The sequence below is a fragment of the Azospirillum sp. UENF 111221 genome, assembly GCF_058780625.1.
In genome coordinates this window covers 195,934-211,691 of the sequence record NZ_JBSNCH010000002.1, presented here as the reverse complement: position 1 = coordinate 211,691, position 15,758 = coordinate 195,934, and the positions used below count along the sequence as shown (strand labels likewise).

The 15,758-nt window shown below is 68.5% G+C and carries 14 protein-coding genes and 1 pseudogene; 5 read left to right on the top strand and 10 right to left on the bottom strand.

The genetic code is table 11. The features are described 5' to 3' along the window. Positions 1-177: 177 nt before the first annotated feature. The 6 genes and pseudogenes from hydA to ACWPN3_RS05475 form a co-directional block, all read right to left on the bottom strand. Positions 178-1,620 (bottom strand): dihydropyrimidinase, encoded by a 1,443-nt coding sequence (gene hydA, locus ACWPN3_RS05500; RefSeq protein ID WP_492243695.1) that lies wholly within the window; start codon positions 1,618-1,620, stop codon positions 178-180. A 14-nt stretch (positions 1,621-1,634) separates the two neighbouring features. Further along, positions 1,635-2,330, bottom strand: coding sequence for a TetR/AcrR family transcriptional regulator (locus tag ACWPN3_RS05495; protein WP_492243696.1), 696 nt, complete (start codon positions 2,328-2,330; stop codon positions 1,635-1,637). 179 nt (positions 2,331-2,509) lie between these two features. Further along, positions 2,510-3,755 (bottom strand): annotated as a pseudogene (locus ACWPN3_RS05490) (Zn-dependent hydrolase); the annotation flags it as partial. 39 nt (positions 3,756-3,794) lie between these two features. Further along, on the bottom strand, positions 3,795-5,081 hold the full coding sequence (preA, locus tag ACWPN3_RS05485; RefSeq protein WP_492243698.1) for an NAD-dependent dihydropyrimidine dehydrogenase subunit PreA: 1,287 nt from the start codon (positions 5,079-5,081) through the stop codon (positions 3,795-3,797). 17 nt (positions 5,082-5,098) lie between these two features. Then, a complete protein-coding gene (locus tag ACWPN3_RS05480; RefSeq protein WP_492261245.1) occupies positions 5,099-6,253 on the bottom strand; it encodes an NAD(P)-dependent oxidoreductase in 1,155 nt (384 codons plus the stop codon). A gap of 31 nt (positions 6,254-6,284) precedes the next feature. After that, positions 6,285-6,410 carry a hypothetical protein gene (locus ACWPN3_RS05475; protein ID WP_492261165.1) on the bottom strand — a complete coding sequence of 42 codons (126 nt, stop codon included), beginning with the start codon at positions 6,408-6,410 and terminating at the stop codon, positions 6,285-6,287. A 360-nt stretch (positions 6,411-6,770) separates the two neighbouring features. Here ACWPN3_RS05475 and ogt point away from each other — a divergent pair, with 360 nt between their 5' ends. Next, positions 6,771-7,307: a methylated-DNA--[protein]-cysteine S-methyltransferase gene (gene ogt / locus ACWPN3_RS05470; protein WP_492243700.1), complete on the top strand. Its 537-nt coding sequence runs from the start codon at positions 6,771-6,773 to the stop codon at positions 7,305-7,307. A gap of 27 nt (positions 7,308-7,334) precedes the next feature. On the opposite strand, the gene ACWPN3_RS05465 is transcribed toward ogt, so the two are convergent. Then, positions 7,335-9,380, bottom strand: a complete 2,046-nt coding sequence (locus tag ACWPN3_RS05465) for an oxidoreductase (RefSeq protein WP_492244002.1) — start codon at positions 9,378-9,380, stop codon at positions 7,335-7,337. Between the two features lie 296 nt (positions 9,381-9,676). On the opposite strand from ACWPN3_RS05465, the gene hyi reads away from it, so the two are divergent. The 3 genes from hyi to ACWPN3_RS05450 all read left to right on the top strand — a co-directional run bounded on the left by hyi (position 9,677) and on the right by ACWPN3_RS05450 (position 12,787). After that, positions 9,677-10,471 carry a hydroxypyruvate isomerase gene (gene hyi, locus ACWPN3_RS05460; RefSeq protein WP_492243701.1) on the top strand — a complete coding sequence of 265 codons (795 nt, stop codon included), beginning with the start codon at positions 9,677-9,679 and terminating at the stop codon, positions 10,469-10,471. A gap of 36 nt (positions 10,472-10,507) precedes the next feature. Continuing rightward, positions 10,508-11,392, top strand: a complete 885-nt coding sequence (glxR, locus tag ACWPN3_RS05455; RefSeq protein WP_492243702.1) for a 2-hydroxy-3-oxopropionate reductase — start codon at positions 10,508-10,510, stop codon at positions 11,390-11,392. A 105-nt stretch (positions 11,393-11,497) separates the two neighbouring features. After that, complete coding sequence (locus ACWPN3_RS05450; RefSeq protein ID WP_492243703.1) at positions 11,498-12,787, top strand: glycerate kinase type-2 family protein; 1,290 nt, start codon at positions 11,498-11,500, stop codon at positions 12,785-12,787. Between the two features lie 66 nt (positions 12,788-12,853). On the opposite strand, the gene ACWPN3_RS05445 is transcribed toward ACWPN3_RS05450, so the two are convergent. Further along, a complete protein-coding gene (locus ACWPN3_RS05445) occupies positions 12,854-13,744 on the bottom strand; it encodes an NAD(P)H-quinone oxidoreductase (protein WP_492261164.1) in 891 nt (296 codons plus the stop codon). A 90-nt stretch (positions 13,745-13,834) separates the two neighbouring features. Continuing rightward, on the bottom strand, positions 13,835-14,386 hold the full coding sequence (locus ACWPN3_RS05440) for a hypothetical protein (protein ID WP_492243705.1): 552 nt from the start codon (positions 14,384-14,386) through the stop codon (positions 13,835-13,837). A 121-nt stretch (positions 14,387-14,507) separates the two neighbouring features. On the opposite strand from ACWPN3_RS05440, the gene ACWPN3_RS05435 reads away from it, so the two are divergent. Continuing rightward, on the top strand, positions 14,508-15,500 hold the full coding sequence (locus tag ACWPN3_RS05435; RefSeq protein ID WP_492261163.1) for a LysR family transcriptional regulator: 993 nt from the start codon (positions 14,508-14,510) through the stop codon (positions 15,498-15,500). Positions 15,501-15,600: 100 nt separating this feature from the next. Here ACWPN3_RS05435 and ACWPN3_RS05430 read toward each other — a convergent pair whose 3' ends face one another. Then, on the bottom strand, positions 15,601-15,726 hold the full coding sequence (locus ACWPN3_RS05430) for a hypothetical protein (protein ID WP_492261162.1): 126 nt from the start codon (positions 15,724-15,726) through the stop codon (positions 15,601-15,603). Positions 15,727-15,758: the final 32 nt, after the last annotated feature.

Sequence of the window (15,758 nt, the reverse complement as noted above, 5' to 3'; positions counted from 1 at the left end):
TCATGCGCAAACTTCGTTTGCGCTGACGCGACAGGCGGATCGAAGATCCGCCGAAAGCGGGGAGAGGGTCGGGGTGAGAGGGAAGCGCGGCAGGATTTCCACAAAGGTCCCGCAGTGCGTCCCCCTCACCCTAGCCCTCTCCCCGGGGGGGAGAGGGGATCCTGGTGCGGTGCCGCTTTACCGCTCCACCGCCACCGGGACGTTCAACGCATTGCGCTTCTGCACCGCCTCGTAGACCGGGGGGAAGGCAGGGCGGTTGATGTAGCGGCCGGCGCCGCGCACCGCGCGGCTCTCGCCCAGCGCATGGACGATGCGGCCCTGGCTCAGCGTGTAGACCGGGGTGCCGGTGACGGTCATGCCCTCGAAGATGTTCAGGCCGACCTTCTGCATCTGGGTCTTGGCCGAGATGGTCTTGGTCGCCTTCGGATCCCACACCACCAGATCGGCATCGGCCCCGACACTGACCGAGCCCTTGCGCGGGTAGAGGTTGAAGATCTTCGCGGCGTTGGCGGAGGTCACCGCGACGAACTCGTTCATCGTCAGCCGGCCGGTGTTGACCCCGTGCGTCCACAGCGCGGTCATGCGGTCCTCGATGCCCGCCGTGCCGTTCGGGATCTTGGTGAAGTCGTTGCGGCCCATCGCCTTCTGCTCCGCGCAGAAACAGCAATGGTCGGTGGCGGTGGTGTGCAGGTGACCGGCCTGGAGACCGCGCCACAGCGCGTCCTGATGCTCCTTCGGGCGGAAGGGCGGGCTCATGACATGGCCGGCGGCGAAGTCCCTGTCGGGGCTGCGGTAGACCCCGTCGTCGATCAGCAGATGGCCGGCCAGCACCTCGCCGAACACGCGCTGGCCGTCGTTCTGGCCGCGCTCGATGGCGGCCAGCGCCTCCTTGGCCGAGACATGGACGATGTAGACCGGCACGCCGAACACCTTCGCCACCTGGATGGCGCGGTTGGCGGCCTCGCCCTCGACCTCCGGCGGGCGGGAGAGCGGGTGCGCCTCAGGCCCGGTCAGGCCCTGGGCCAGCAGCTTCTTCTGGAGCTGGAAGACCAGCTCGCCGTTCTCGGCATGGACGGTGGGGATGGCGCCCAGCTCCAGGCAGCGCTGGAAGCTGTTCACCAGCGTCTCGTCGTCGGCCATGATGGCGTTCTTGTAGGCCATGAAGTGCTTGAAGCTGTTCACGCCATGGTCGGCGACCAGCGTGCCCATGTCCTGCCGCACGCTCTCGTCCCACCACGTCACGGCGACGTGGAAGCTGTAGTCGCCGGCCGCCTTCTCCGCCCAGCCGCGCCAGGTGTGATAGGCCTCCATCAGGCTCTGCTTCGGGTTGGGAATGACGAAGTCGATGATCGTCGTCGTCCCCCCGGCGAAGCCGGCGGCGGTGCCGCTGAAGAAATCCTCCGTCGTCACCGTGCCCATGAAGGGCAGTTCCATGTGGGTGTGCGGATCGATGCCGCCGGGCATGACGTAGCAGCCGCCGGCATCCACCACCTCGGCCCCCGCCGGCACGTCGAGAGCGTCGCCCACCGCGGTGATGAGGCCGTCCTGGCAGAGGACGTCGGCGCGGCGGGTTTGCTCGGCGGTGACGACGGTGCCGCCACGGATCAGGATGGTGGGCATGCTCGGGCGCTCCCTCAGGAAATGGATGGGACGGAGTCGGTGGGCGTTTCGGCGATTTCGGGCTCCGGCAGGCCGGCGGCGCGCAGGACCAGCCGCAGCACCTCCGCCGTCATGGCGGCGAAGTCCTGGCGGGTCAGGGTGCGGCGGCCCAGAACCTTGCGGATCTGCACGTCGAAGTCGGCGTAATGCTGGGTCACCGCCCAGATCATGAACAGGAACTGGCGGGCATCGACCGGGGCCATGCGGCCGGCGGCGACCCAGCCGTCGATCACCGCCGCCTTGGCGTCGACCAGCGCTTTCAGGTCTTCGGCCAGGAAATGCTCGACCTGGGTGCCGCCATGCAGAATCTCGTTGGCGAAGACCTTGGAAGCATGCGGCCGCGTGCGCGACGCCTCCATCTTGGCGCTGACATAGGCGGTCAGGGTCTCCACCGGATCGGCGTCCGGGGTGAAGGAGGCGATGGGCGCAAGCCACAGCCGCAGGATGTTGTCGAGCACCGCGCGGTAGAGATCGTCCTTGGTGCCGAAATAGTAATGCAGGTTGGCCTTGGGCAGGCCGGCCCGTTCGGCGATGTCGGCCATGGTGGCGCCGGCGAAGCCGGCCTCGGCGAAGACGCGCTCGGCCGCCTTCAGGATGCGCTCGACGTTCTCGCGCCGGATGCGTCCTTGGGACGGGGAGGATTCTACGGTGTCGGCAGCCGTTCGCGCCATCGCTTTGATAACCACTCGTTCATTGCCGGGGCTAATCCCCTCTCCCCCGGGGAGAGGGTCAGGGTGAGGGGGATGCACGGCGTGGATCAACAAGGAATGGAAAGTTCCGTTCGCTCACCGACTCCACGCAATGCGTCCCCCTCACCCAACCCTCTCCCCGGGGGGAGAGGGCTCACTTCCGCCATGGCATTCGCGCGGTCGAGCACCGCGTGCAGCAGCACCTCGCAGCCGGCGGTCGACCATTCCGGGGTCGTCTCCTCGACCTCGTTGTGGCTGATGCCGTCGATGCAGGGGATGAAGACCATCGCCGTCGGCGCGACCTTCGACAGGTAGCAGGCGTCGTGGCCGGCGCCCGAGACGATGTCGCGGAAGCTGTGGCCGGTGCGCTCCACCCCCTTGCGGACGGCGGCGACGCAGGTCTCGTCGAACTTGATCGGGGCGTAGTACCAGATTCTGCTGGAAGTCGGTCTCCAGCCCGATCTCGCCGGCGATGCGCTCCACCTCGGCGCGCAGCTCGCCGTCCATGGCGGCAAGGATGGCGTCGTCCGGATGGCGGAAATCGACGGTGAAGAAGACGCGGCCGGGGATGACGTTGCGACTGTTGGGGTGGATCTGCATCAGCCCGACCGTGGCGCAGGCGAGCGGGCCGTACTTCATGCCGATGCGGTTGACCGCATCGACCACGCGGGCGGCGCCCAGCAGGGCGTCCTTGCGGCGGACCATCGGGGTCGGGCCGGCATGGGCCTCCTGGCCGGTGAAGGTGATCTCGTACCAGCGCTGGCCCTGGCAATCGGTGACGACGCCGATGGTCTTGCCCTCGATCTCCAGGATCGGACCCTGCTCGATGTGGGCCTCGAAATAGGCGCCGACCTTGCGCCCGCCGACCTCCCGGTCGCCGGCATAGCCGATGCGGGCCAGCTCCTCGCCCATCGTCTTGCCGTCGAGGTCGGCGCGCGACAGGCCGTAGTCCAGATCGAACACCCCGGCGAAGACGCCGGACGACACCATGGCCGGGGCGAAGCGCGAGCCCTCTTCGTTGGTCCAGACCGCGACCTCCACCGGGGCCTCGGTGACGTAGTTCATGTCGTTCAGGCTGCGCACCACCTCCAGCCCGGCCAGCACGCCATAGACGCCGTCATACTTGCCGCCGGTCGGCTGGCTGTCGAGATGGCTGCCCATGATGACCGGGGGCAGGCTGTCGTCCCGGCCGGGGCGGCGGGCGAAGATGTTGCCCATCCTGTCGACCGAAATCGTACAGCCGGCCTCCTCGCACCAACGCACGAACAGGTCGCGGCCCTGTTTGTCGAGGTCGGTCAGCGCCAGCCGGCACACGCCGCCCTTGGGCGTGGCGCCGATCTGCGCCATGTCCATCAGGCTCTGCCACAGGCGCGAGCCGTTCACGGCGACATTCTGCGGGGTGGACATGTTGCTCTCTCCTGAACGTCGTTCTTGTTCGGCGGCGTTTTATTCGGCGGCGGCTTCGGGGACGCGCATCGGGTTGCGGGCGTCGTTGGGCCAGGTGACATAGGGCAGGTCGGTGTGCTCCGGCACCATGGTGATGCAGTCCGGCACCGGGCAGACATGGCTGCACAGGTTGCAGCCGACGCACTCCTCGTTGACCACGGTGAAGACGCGGCGGCCCTCGCCTGCATCGATGCGGATCGCCTGGTGCGAGGTGTCCTCGCAGACGATGTGGCAGCGGCCGCAATCGATGCACAAGGCGGGGTCGATCACCGCCTTGGTCGAGAAGTTCATGTTCAGGTCGTTCCAGTTGACGACGTTGCGCACGGCACGGCCGCTCAGCTCGTCCAGCGTCCGGTATCCCTTCTCGTCCATCCAGTTGGACAGGCCGCCGATCATGTCCTCGACGATCTTGAAGCCGTAGGTCATGGCGGCGGTGCAGACCTGCACGTTGGTGGCGCCCAGCGCCAGGAACTCCGCCGCGTCGCGCCATGTGGCGACGCCGCCGATGCCGCTGACCGGCAGGCCGCGCGTGTCCGGGTTGCGGGCGATCTCCGCCACCATGTTGAGCGCGATGGGCTTCACCGCCGGGCCGCAATAGCCGCCATGGCTGCCCTTGCCGTCGACCACCGGGGTCGGCGCCATGGCGTCGAGATCGACCGCGACGATGGAGTTGACGGTGTTGATCAGCGACACGGCATCAGCGCCGCCGCGCCTGGCCGCCTCGGCCGACCACAGGATGTTGGTGATGTTGGGGGTCAGCTTGACGATCACCGGCAGGTTGACGGCGTTCTTCACCCAGCGGGTGACCTGCTCCACCATCTCCGGCACCTGCCCGATGGCGGAGCCCATGCCGCGCTCGCACATGCCGTGCGGGCAGCCGAGGTTGAGTTCCAGCCCGTCGGCTGCCCCCGTCTCAGCGATGCGGCGGGCGAGGTTGGCCCAGGCCTCCTCCTCGATGCGGGCCATCAGCGAGACGACCATGGCGCGGTCGGGCCAGTCGCGCTTGACCTCGATGATCTCCTGAAGATTGACCTCCAGCGGCCGGTCGGAGATCAGCTCGATGTTGTTGAAGCCGATCATCCGGCGGTCGGTGTCGAGATGCGCGCCATAGCGGCTGGAGACGTTGACCACCGGCGGATCCTCGCCCAGCGTCTTCCAGACGACACCGCCCCAGCCCGCCTTGAAGGCGCGGACGACGTTGTAGGCCTTGTCGGTCGGCGGGGCAGACGCCAGCCAGAAGGGGTTGGGGGAGCGGATGCCGGCGATGGTGCTGCGAAGATCGGCCATGATGTGGCTCCCTTTCCTCAGGCGGTCAGGTGGCTGTGGATGGCAAGGGCGGCGAGCTTGCCGTCCTGCACGGACTGGACCGTCAGGTCTTCGCCCGTGGCGACGCAGTCGCCGCCGGCCCAGACCTTGGCGAGGGTGGTACGGTAGGTGTCGTCGATGGCGATCTTGCCGCCGGTGATCTGCAGCCCGTCGAGCACCTCGGCCGACAGTTTCTGCCCGACCGCCTTCAGCACCATGTCGGCCTGGAGGGTGAAGGTCTCGCCGGTGCCGGACAGCTTACCGTCGCTGAGGCGGGTGCGTTCGAAGGTGATGTCGGTGTCGCCGATTGCCGAAGGGGCGGCGAAGGTCTTCAGCACGACGCCTTCGGTCTGGGCCAACTCCTGTTCCCAGGCGGTGGCACCCATCTGGGCACGGCCGCGGCGGTAGACCAGGGTGACGTCCTCGGCACCCAGGCGCTTGGCCTGGATCGCGGCGTCCACCGCGGTGTTGCCGCCGCCGATCACCACGACGCTGCGCCCCACCGCCGGCGGCTGGCCGGGAAGGGCCTGACGCACCCGCTCGATGAAGGCGGTGGCGTCCTCCACACCCGCGCGCTCCTCGCCGGGGATGCCGAGACGGTTGTTGGACCCCAGGCCGACGCCCAGGAAGACGGCATCGAAGTCGGCGCGCAGGCTGTCGAGCGACAGGTCGGCGCCCAGCCTGCGGCCATGCTCCACCGCGATGCCGCCCACGCCGAGGATGAAGGCGACCTCGCGCTGGGCGAAATCGTCGGCCATCTTGTAGGGGGCAAGGCCGTACTCGTTGAGGCCGCCGGATTTCGCCTTCGCCTCGAACACCGTCACCTCATGGCCGAGCGTGGCGAGGCGGTGGGCACAGGACAGCCCGGCCGGGCCGGCACCGACCACGGCGACGCGCTTGCCGGTCGCGGCGGCGCGGGCGAAGGGGTGGGCCGGCTCGCCGTCGATGAGAGGGTCGGTGGCGTGGCGTTGCAGCCGGCCGATGGCGACGGGGCGGTCCTCCGCCCGGTTGCGGACGCAAGACTGCTCGCACAACGTCTCGGTCGGGCAGACGCGGCCGCAGGTGCCACCCATGATGTTCTCCGACAGGATCGTCGTCGCGGCGCCCTTCAGGTTGCCGGTGGCGATGGAGCGGATGAAGGCCGGGATGTCGATCCCGGTCGGGCAGGCCTTGATGCAGGGCGCGTCATAGCAGAACAGGCAGCGGTTCGAACTCGGCCAGCGCCTGCACCGGCGTCATCGCCGGGGTCAGGTCGGCGTAGGGCGAAGCCAACTGGTCTTCGGTGGTGGCAAGCGTAGCGATCAGGGTCATGGCGGATGGCTTCCCTTCGGTCGCAGAGCGGCGTGTCTACCGAAGCATCAGCAACCCGCGTGCCAAGAGAACCAACCAGCACTGCCAACGGAGACGGGCGGCGGAAAAGCTGACTGTTCGGTCAAAAACTGACGGTATGGACAGGCATGACTTCATCATGCCAGCCATGCGGATTGCACGCAACTCAGCCTTTTGGCGCCTCTTTTGTCGGCGCCACGCAAGAAACGCATGGGAATTCGCGGGTGCGGAAACAGGAAATTGCGCTGTATCAAAGGGTTGCATCGCCGGAGCGCTGCCTTCAATTTCGGCAGCGCACCTGTGCAAGTGAGATAGGGTGCAATCGGGATAGGGGATGCCGCGATGTCCGCTTTCTCAAGCCTGCTGATCGACCGCACCGCGACGCCCATCGGCGAGTTGATCGTGGTGGCGGACGGGGACGGCGCCCTGCGCGCCATCGACTGGACCGACCATGAGGACCGGCTGCACAGGCTGCTGCGCCTGCACCATCCCGGCGGCTACGAACTGCGGCCGGCCGGCGATCCGGGCGGGTTGACGCAGGCGATGGATGCCTATTTCGCGGGCGATCTTGCCGTCATCGACCGGCTGCCGGTGCGCACCGGCGGGACGCCGTTCCAGCGCGCAGTGTGGGCGGCGCTGCGCGGGATTCCCTGCGGCAGGACCATAACCTACCGCGACCTGGCGGCGCTGGCCGGGCGTCCGGCGGCGGTGCGGGCGGCGGGACATGCCAACGGCGCCAACCCGGTCGGCATCGTGGTGCCCTGCCACCGGGTGATCGGATCGGATGGCACGCTGACCGGCTATGGCGGCGGGGTGGAGCGCAAGCGCTGGCTGTTGACCCATGAAGGGACGGCGGTAAATCCCCCCTCGCGGGAATGACGGCCGAACAGGCTTGAGCCGCCCCTCCTACAGCTCCGCCGCGAGCTTCGTCCCCTGGGCGATGGCCCGCTTGGCGTCCAGTTCGGCCGCGACGTCGGCGCCGCCGATCAGGTGGACGGCGATGCCGGCGGCCTCCAGCGGGGCGTGCAGCTCACGCAGCGGCTCCTGCCCGGTGCACAGGACGATGCTGTCCACCGCCAGCGTCTGCACCCGCTCGCGCTTCTCGCCGAAGCTGACGGTCAGCCCCTCGTCGTCGATGCGCTCGTAATTCACGCCGGACAGCGCCTGGATGTTCTTCATCTTCAGCTGCGCCCGGTGGATCCAGCCGGTGGTCTTGCCCAAGCCCGCGCCGGGCTTGCTCGCCTTGCGCTGGAGCAGCACGACCTCGCGGGCCGGCGGCGTCAAATGCGGGCGGATGCCGGCGACACCGCCGCGAGCCTCGGCGGGATCGGCAACCCCCCATTCGGCCCGCCACAGCGCCGGGTCCAGGCTGGGCGACGGCGGCTCCTGGACCAGGAATTCGCTGACGTCGAAGCCGATGCCGCCGGCTCCCACCACGGCAACGCGGCGGCCGACCGGCTTGGCGCCGCGCAGCACGTCGATGTAGGTCAGCACCTTCGGATGGTCCTGGCCCGGGATCTTCGGGTCGCGCGGCACCACCCCGGTCGCCAGCACCACCGCGTCGAAGCCGCCGCCGGCCAGCGCGTCGGCGCCCACCCGCCGCCCCAGATGCAGCGCCACACCCGTCTCCGCCAGCCGGTGGCGGAAATAGCGCAGCGTCTCGTGGAACTCCTCCTTGCCGGGGATCAGCTTCGCCATGTTGAACTGGCCACCGACCTCGTCCGCCGCGTCGAACAGGTGCACCTCGTGCCCGCGCTCCGCCGCGGTGGTGGCGCAGGCCAGCCCGGCCGGTCCGGCACCAACCACGGCGACGCGCTTGCGTTTGGTGGCCGGGGTGATCACCAGCTCCGTCTCGTGGCAGGCGCGCGGGTTGACCAGACAGCTCGCCGTCTTGCCGGAGAAGATGTGGTCCAGGCAGGCCTGGTTGCAGGCGATGCAGGTGTTGATCGCCTCCGCCCTGCCCGCCGCCGCCTTGGCGACGAAGTCCGGGTCGGCCAGGAAGGGCCGCGCCATCGACACCATGTCGGCCAGCCCGTCGCCGATCACCGCGTCGCCGACCTCCGGCGTGTTGATGCGGTTGGTGGTGCAGAGCGGGATCGACACCGCGTCCTTCAGCTTCCTCGTCACCCAGGCGAAGTTGGCGCGCGGCACGCTGGTGGCGATGGTCGGCACCCGCGCCTCGTGCCAGCCGATGCCGGTGTTGATGATGGTGGCTCCGGCCCGCTCGATGGCCTGGGCCAGCTGCACCACCTCCTCCCATGTGCTGCCGTCGGGGATCAGGTCCAGCATCGACAGGCGGTAGATGATGATGAAGTCGCGCCCGACCGCCTCGCGCATGCGCGACACGATCTCCACCGGGAAGCGCATGCGGTTCTCGTAAGGCCCGCCCCATTTATCGGTGCGCTGGTTGGTGTGGGTCACCAGGAACTGGTTGATCAGGTAGCCTTCCGACCCCATCACCTCCACCCCGTCATAGCCGGCCTCGCGCGCCAGCTCGGCGCAGCGGACATAGGCGCGGATCTGGCGCTCCACCCCTCTGGCGGTCAGGGCGCGCGGGGTGAAGGGGGTGATCGGCGACTTGATGCGCGACGGCGCCACCGACAGTGGGCTGTAGGCATAGCGGCCGGCATGCAGGATCTGCAGCGCGATCTTGCCGTCTTCGGCATGCACCGCGTCGGTGATGACCCGGTGCGCCCGCGCCGCGCCATGCCGCGCAAGGGTGGAGCCGAATGGCGACAGCCAGCCCTCCACGTTCGGCGAGAAGCCGCCGGTCACCATCAGCCCGACCCCGCCGCGCGCCCGCTCGGCGAAATAGGCGGCCAGCCGCGGGAAATGGCGGCGCCGGTCCTCAAGCCCGGTGTGCATCGACCCCATCAGCACCCGGTTCTTCAGCACCGTGAAGCCGAGGTCGAGCGGGGCCAGCAGATGCGTGTAGGGCTGGGAGCCGGGCATGGTCAAGGGGCACGTCCTCCGGTTATCGAACCCGCGCTTCTGGCGGCGCTGGGCAGGCTGATGATTGGCAGTGCAAATCCTAGTTCAGGGTGACGTATGCGTCAATCAGGTTCCGCGGCATCCGCCGACGCCCCTGGACGGCCGATCAGGGCCCGATCGTTCGCGCACCCCGCTTTCCGCTGTGTGAAAAAGCCGTTCGGCGAACTGGCTCAGGGGCCTGCGCGGCGGTCAAGCTCCCAACCCAAGGGCCGCCCCTCCATCCTCGGCGGCCGATTTGCGTAACCGGGAGTTCGGTCATGGTGCAGTTCGCCGCCAACCTGACGATGCTCTACAACGAGCATCCCTTCCTCGACCGATTCGCCGCGGCGGCCGATGCCGGCTTCCGTGGGGTCGAGTATCTGTTTCCCTATGATTTCGCCGCCGACGCGCTGGCGGAGAAGCTGCGCCAGCATGGGCTGACCCAGGTCCTGCACAACCTGCCGGCCGGCAACTGGGGCGGCGGCGAGCGCGGCATCGCCATCCTGCCCGACCGCGTGCAGGAGTTCCGCGACGGCGTCGCCCGCGCCATCGACTATGCCGGCACGCTGGGCTGCAAACAGGTCAACTGCCTCGTCGGCATCCTGCCGCAAGGCGCCGACGCCGCCACCGCCGAAAGCACGCTGACCGCCAACCTCGCCTATGCCGCCGACGCGCTGGCCGGCGCTGGCATCCGCCTGCTGATCGAGCCGATCAACACCCGCGACATCCCCGGCTTCTACCTGACCCGCACCCGCCAAGCGCTGGACCTGATCGCCAAGGTCGGCTCCGACAATCTCTTCGTGCAGTACGACATCTACCACATGCAGATCATGGAGGGCGATCTGGCCCGCACCATCGAGGCCAACCTCGCCCGCATCGCCCATGTCCAGCTGGCCGACAATCCCGGCCGCTTCGAACCCGGCACCGGCGAGATCAATTATCCCTTCCTGTTCAAGCATCTGGACGCCATCGGCTACAGCGGCTGGGTCGGCTGCGAATACAAGCCGAAGACGACGACGGACGAGGGGCTCGGCTGGTTCGCCCCCTACAGGACCGAACCGGCGCACGCCTGAAGCACCCTCATCCATTCAAAGAGAAGGACTATCGTCATGAAGGTCGGTTTCATCGGTCTCGGCATCATGGGCACCCCGATGGCGGGGCATCTGCTGGACGCCGGTCACACGCTCTACGTCCACGACATCAAGCCGGTTCCGGCCGAGCTGACCGATAAGGGCGCCATCCCCTGCCCGAGCGGTGCGGAGGTCGCGGCGGCGGCCGAGGTCATCATCACCATGGTGCCGGATACCCCCCATGTCGGCGCCGCCCTGTTCGGCGAGAACGGCATCGCCGCCGGCCTGTCGGCTGGCAAGATCGTGGTCGACATGTCCTCGATCTCGCCCATCGAGACCAAGGAATACGCCAAGCGCATCAACGATCTCGGCTGCTCCTACCTAGACGCGCCGGTGTCGGGCGGCGAGGTCGGGGCCAAGGCCGCCTCGCTTACCATCATGGTCGGCGGCCCGCAGGAGGCCTTCGACACGGTCAAGCCGCTGTTCGAGAAGATGGGCAAGAACATCACGCTGGTCGGCGGCAACGGCGACGGCCAGACCACCAAGGTCGCCAACCAGATCATCGTCGCGCTGACCATCGAGGCAGTGGCCGAGGCCCTGCTGTTCGCGTCCAAGGCCGGGGCCGATCCGGCCAAGGTCCGTCAGGCGCTGATGGGCGGCTTCGCCTCCTCGCGCATCCTGGAGGTCCATGGCGAGCGGATGATCAACCGCAACTTCACCCCCGGCTTCCGCATCGAGCTGCACCAGAAGGATCTGAACCTGGCGCTGAGCGGCGCCAAGGCGCTGAACCTGTCGTTGCCGCACACCGCCAGCTGCCAGCAGCTGTTCAACGCCTGCGCCGCGCAGGGCGGGGCGGCCTGGGACCATTCCGGCATGCTCCGCGCGCTGGAACTGCTCGCCGGGCACGAAGTCGGGTCGAAGTGAGGGGTCAGGGGCGCCGTCACATGATGGCGCCCCACCCAAACCATTGGCCTGCCAACCATTCGCGTGCATTCTAAGCGCCCAGCCACCCACGACGCCCGAGCGACCATGACCGCCACCGCCCCCGCTGCCGCCCCCGCTTCAGACGCCCTGCTCCACGACCTGTTCCAGGCGGCGCTCACCGCGGTGACCGCCGAGACCCGGCTGCCGGCAGCCCTGCCGCAGCCGCCGAAGGGCCGCACGGTGGTCATCGGTGCCGGCAAGGCGGCGGCGGCGATGGCGAAGACGGTGGAAGACCACTGGCCGGGGCCGCTGACCGGCCTCGTCGTCACCCGCTACGACCACGATTTGCCGACCGAGCGGATCGAGGTGGTGCAGGCCAGCCACCCGGTGCCCGACGCCGCGGGGCAGGAGGCGGCACGGCGCATCGTCGACATGGTGCAGGGGCTGACCGCCGACGACCTCGTGCTCTGCCTGATCTCCGGCGGCGGCTCCGCCCTGCTGGCGCTGCCGGCCCCCGGCATCACGCTGGAGGACAAGCGCGCCGTCGCCAAGGCGCTGCTGAAGAGCGGCGCCGACATCGGCGAGATGAACTGCGTGCGCAAGCACCTGTCGGCGGTGAAGGGCGGCCGGCTCGCCGCCATGGCCCACCCGGCGCGCGTCGTCTCGCTGCTGGTCTCCGACGTGCCGGGCGACGATCCGTCGGTGATCGCCAGCGGCCCGACCGTGCCCGACCCGACCAGCTTCGCCGACGCCCGCGCCATCCTGGCGAAATACGGCATCGCCCCGCCGCCCGCCGTGGCCGCCTTCCTGGAGGCTGCCGAGGACGAGACGCCGAAGCCCGGCGACCCGCGGCTTGCCGGCGCCGAGACCACCATCATCGCCACCCCGCAGGACGCGCTGGAGGCGGCGGCGGCGCTGGCCCGCGACCGCGGCTACACCCCCGTCATCCTGGGCGACGCCATCGAGGGCGAATCGCGCGAGGTCGCCAAGGTCCATGCCGGCATCGCCCGGCAGGCCGCCCGCCACGGCCAGCCGGCCCCGGTGCCCGCCGTGATCCTGTCCGGCGGCGAGACCACGGTGACGGTGCGCGGCCAAGGCCGCGGCGGCCGCAACGTCGAATTCCTGCTGGCGCTGGCCGTGGCGCTCGACGGCCATCCCGGCATCCGGGCGGCGGCCTTCGACACCGACGGCATCGACGGGACGGAGGACAATGCCGGCGCCGTCCTGCGCCCCGACACGCTGGCCCGCGCCGAGGCGATGGGGCTGGACGCCAAGGCCTTCCTCGCCAACAACGACGGCTACAGCTTCTTCAAGGCGCTCGGCGATCTGGTCATCACCGGCCCGACGCGGACCAACGTCAACGATTTCCGGGTGATCGTCATCGATCCGGCCTGACCAATCGCGACCAATATCGACTGGCAGATGCCAACACTGGAGGAGGTGCGCCTGTGTAGGCCCACCTCAAGGCACTGTAAGCACAATCTTTCCGAAACCGCCGCCGCGCTCCATCGCCTCGTGCGCCTGCACGACGTCTGCCAGGGGAAACACCTGCGAAACCACGGCACGCAGGGTGCCGGAGGCGACGAGCGGCAGCATACGGTCGGCAAAGCGCTGAACCATCGCGCGCTTTTCGTCCGGCTGCCGCGACTTCATCACCGTTCCCACCAGCCGTAGATGGTTGTGAAGAAGCAGGCCGAGAGGAATTGGCGCATCGCCTCCGCCTCCCATCAGCCCGACCTGCACCAGGATCCCGCCCGGCCGCAGGCTGCGCAGGTTGCCGGCGAGCGTGTCACCGCCGATGAAATCGACCACCGCGTCGAGACCCCGGCCTGCCGTGAACCACCGGGCCTCCGCCTCGAAATCCCCTGACCGGTAGTCGACGACCGCCTCAGCCCCCAGCGAGAGGACATCGCCGAGGCGACCGGCACCGGCCGTCGCCAGGACACGGCCCCCCAAGGCGCGGGCGACCTGCACCATGGCGGAGCCGACACCACCCGCCGCGGCGTGGACGAGTACGGTCTGCCCGGTGCCGAGACCCGCCAGATGTCCAACGACCTCATAGGCGGTGACGAAGGATTCCATCACTGCCGCCGCCTCGATGAAGCCGAGATGATCGGGCATGTGGACAGCCAGCGCCTGATCGACGCGCGCGACCTCCGCATAGGCACCGCCGCCGGTGATCGCCATCACCCGGTCGCCGCGGCGGAACCCCGTCACCGCCCCGCCGACTTCCACCACCTCGCCGGCCAGTTCGAGACCGAGAAGCGGGCTGTCGCCGTACGTCTCCGTCCCATAGACCCCCTGCCGCTGCAGAAGATCGGCCCGGTTCACACCGGCGGCACGCACCCGCACCAGCAGAATCCGTCGGCCGGATCTCCGGGACAGGCACTTCGGCGAGGCGGAGAACATCCGCCCGGCCGAAGTCCTCGAAGACCGCCGCCTTCACTTCACACCCTCCAGCGCCCGCAACTTTGCACGCCGCGCAATGCTGGCCGCGAAAAGCGGCGTCTCGCGCCGGTTGTGGTCGCCACCGGCGGCTTGACGGGCGGCGGCGGCGGCTTCGTAGGACAGTTGATGCGCCTCCAGAAACTCCATGAAGACATCCGTGGGATGCGCGGTCACCCGGTTGGTGTAGCGGGTCCGGCCATTGTCGATGGCTTCGGCCATCAATTCCCAGACGACATTGACCTGCGTGCGGCCATTCGCCGTGAAGACGTCGGAGATCGAATTCATCCGCACATAGGCCGGGCCGGCTTCCTCGGCGACGTAATGCTGGACCACCAGCCCGGTCCCGATCATCTCGACATTGATCGACATCCGGCGACCGTCGTCGGTCGTGGTGATGCCAGCGGCGATATGGTCGGGTGCGCAGCAGCGCTGATATTCGGCCTCCGGCAGTGAAAACAGCCATTCCTCGATGTCCACCTGGTCCAGCGGCACGTCGATTTCGGCCGAATAGGCGGATTGGGACAGGATGCGATCCAGGACTTTCATTGTACTCTCCATTTCACCTCAGTCGGGCTCCGGCGCCCGGCTGGTGGAATGGACCTTACGCAGCCTCCGCAGGGGCGAGAATGCAGCCAGACATCGAAACCTTTTTGCTCGGAACGCAAAGATGATCGATCCGCGCTTCGCAGAGCATCTGACGGTCTTCGTCGATGTGGTCAGGGGCGGCAGCTTCTCCAACGCGGCGCGGCGGCGCGGCCTCACGCCGTCCGCCATCGCCCGCCAGATCGACGCGCTGGAACACAGCGTCGGCGTCCCGCTCTTTGTGCGCTCGACCCGCGCCCTGGCGATGACCGATGCCGGTGAGCGGCTTTTCGAACGCGCGCAACGGCTTCTGGACGATTTGGCCGACACCCACGCGGAGATCGCCGCCTTCGACGGAACGGTGACCGGCGTCTTCCGCCTCGCCTGCTTTCCCACCTTCGGCAAGCGCTATGTGATCCCGGCGGTGGAGGCGGCGATGCGGGACCATCCCCGGCTGACCGTCGAACTCGATCTGACCGAACGGCTGGCAGACCCGGTCCTCGAACGTCTCGACGCGGTGATCCGCATCGGAGAGCTGGCGGACAGCACGCTCATCGCCACCCGTCTCGTCGGACAGAAAAGGCTCCTCGTCGCCTCGCCGGACTACCTGTCGCGCAACGGGACGCCGGCCGACCGCCCCTCGCTCGCCGGTCACCGGCTGATCGACAAGCTGCATGGCGCCGATCTGCTCGGCTGGACGGACGTGCTCGGCCATCCGGCAGGGCATCGGCAGGATGCCGGCGTGGTCTTCCGCTGCGACGACTTCGAGGCGATGCGGGGCGCGGCTCTCTCCGGAATCGGCATTGCTTTTCTGCCGGATTGGGTCGTCGGTGCCGACGTTCGTGCCGGCGCTCTCCTGCGCCTGACTCTCGACGCCGAATCCGGGGCCATATCCGGAGCCGAAATCTTGGAATATGTCGGATACGGGCATCCACCTGCTGCGCGCCTTGGCGCAACCCTCCGCGAAATTCCGGGTGGTGAGCAGCGCCATCCGTACGGTGATCGGTGCGCCACCGGTCTGGACTCCCTGATCCCGGTTTTGCACGCATCGCACAATCGGGCCTTGCCGCCACCATAAGACTCCACGGAGGTCGGCATCGTGTGTCCGGCGACGTCCGCCACCTGAGACGGATGTCCAGTGCCGGACCTCGGCAAAGCGGTCCTCGACGGAATTGCCGCTATTGCGCTTTCTTCGTCAGCTGCGCGATGTAAATCCGCGCCAGCGATTTCAGGATCGGCGGCATCGCCATCACCGCATCCTCGAAGCTGCGCTTGTCGATCACCTCGCAAACCCCGCCGCTCACCGCCACCGCGGTGACGTCGGGCTTGCGGCCGG

Coding starts and splice junctions, on each gene's coding strand:
- ACWPN3_RS05475 (WP_492261165.1), bottom strand. CDS start 6,410: ATGACCCTGATCGCTACGCTTGCCACCACCGAAGACCAGTTGGCTTCG.
- glxR (WP_492243702.1), top strand. CDS start 10,508: ATGAAGGTCGGTTTCATCGGTCTCGGCATCATGGGCACCCCGATGGCG.
- ACWPN3_RS05495 (WP_492243696.1), bottom strand. CDS start 2,330: ATGGCGCGAACGGCTGCCGACACCGTAGAATCCTCCCCGTCCCAAGGA.
- hydA (WP_492243695.1), bottom strand. CDS start 1,620: ATGCCCACCATCCTGATCCGTGGCGGCACCGTCGTCACCGCCGAGCAA.
- ACWPN3_RS05440 (WP_492243705.1), bottom strand. CDS start 14,386: ATGAAAGTCCTGGATCGCATCCTGTCCCAATCCGCCTATTCGGCCGAA.
- ACWPN3_RS05435 (WP_492261163.1), top strand. CDS start 14,508: ATGATCGATCCGCGCTTCGCAGAGCATCTGACGGTCTTCGTCGATGTG.
- hyi (WP_492243701.1), top strand. CDS start 9,677: ATGGTGCAGTTCGCCGCCAACCTGACGATGCTCTACAACGAGCATCCC.
- ACWPN3_RS05465 (WP_492244002.1), bottom strand. CDS start 9,380: ATGCCCGGCTCCCAGCCCTACACGCATCTGCTGGCCCCGCTCGACCTC.
- preA (WP_492243698.1), bottom strand. CDS start 5,081: ATGGCCGATCTTCGCAGCACCATCGCCGGCATCCGCTCCCCCAACCCC.
- ACWPN3_RS05450 (WP_492243703.1), top strand. CDS start 11,498: ATGACCGCCACCGCCCCCGCTGCCGCCCCCGCTTCAGACGCCCTGCTC.
- ogt (WP_492243700.1), top strand. CDS start 6,771: ATGTCCGCTTTCTCAAGCCTGCTGATCGACCGCACCGCGACGCCCATC.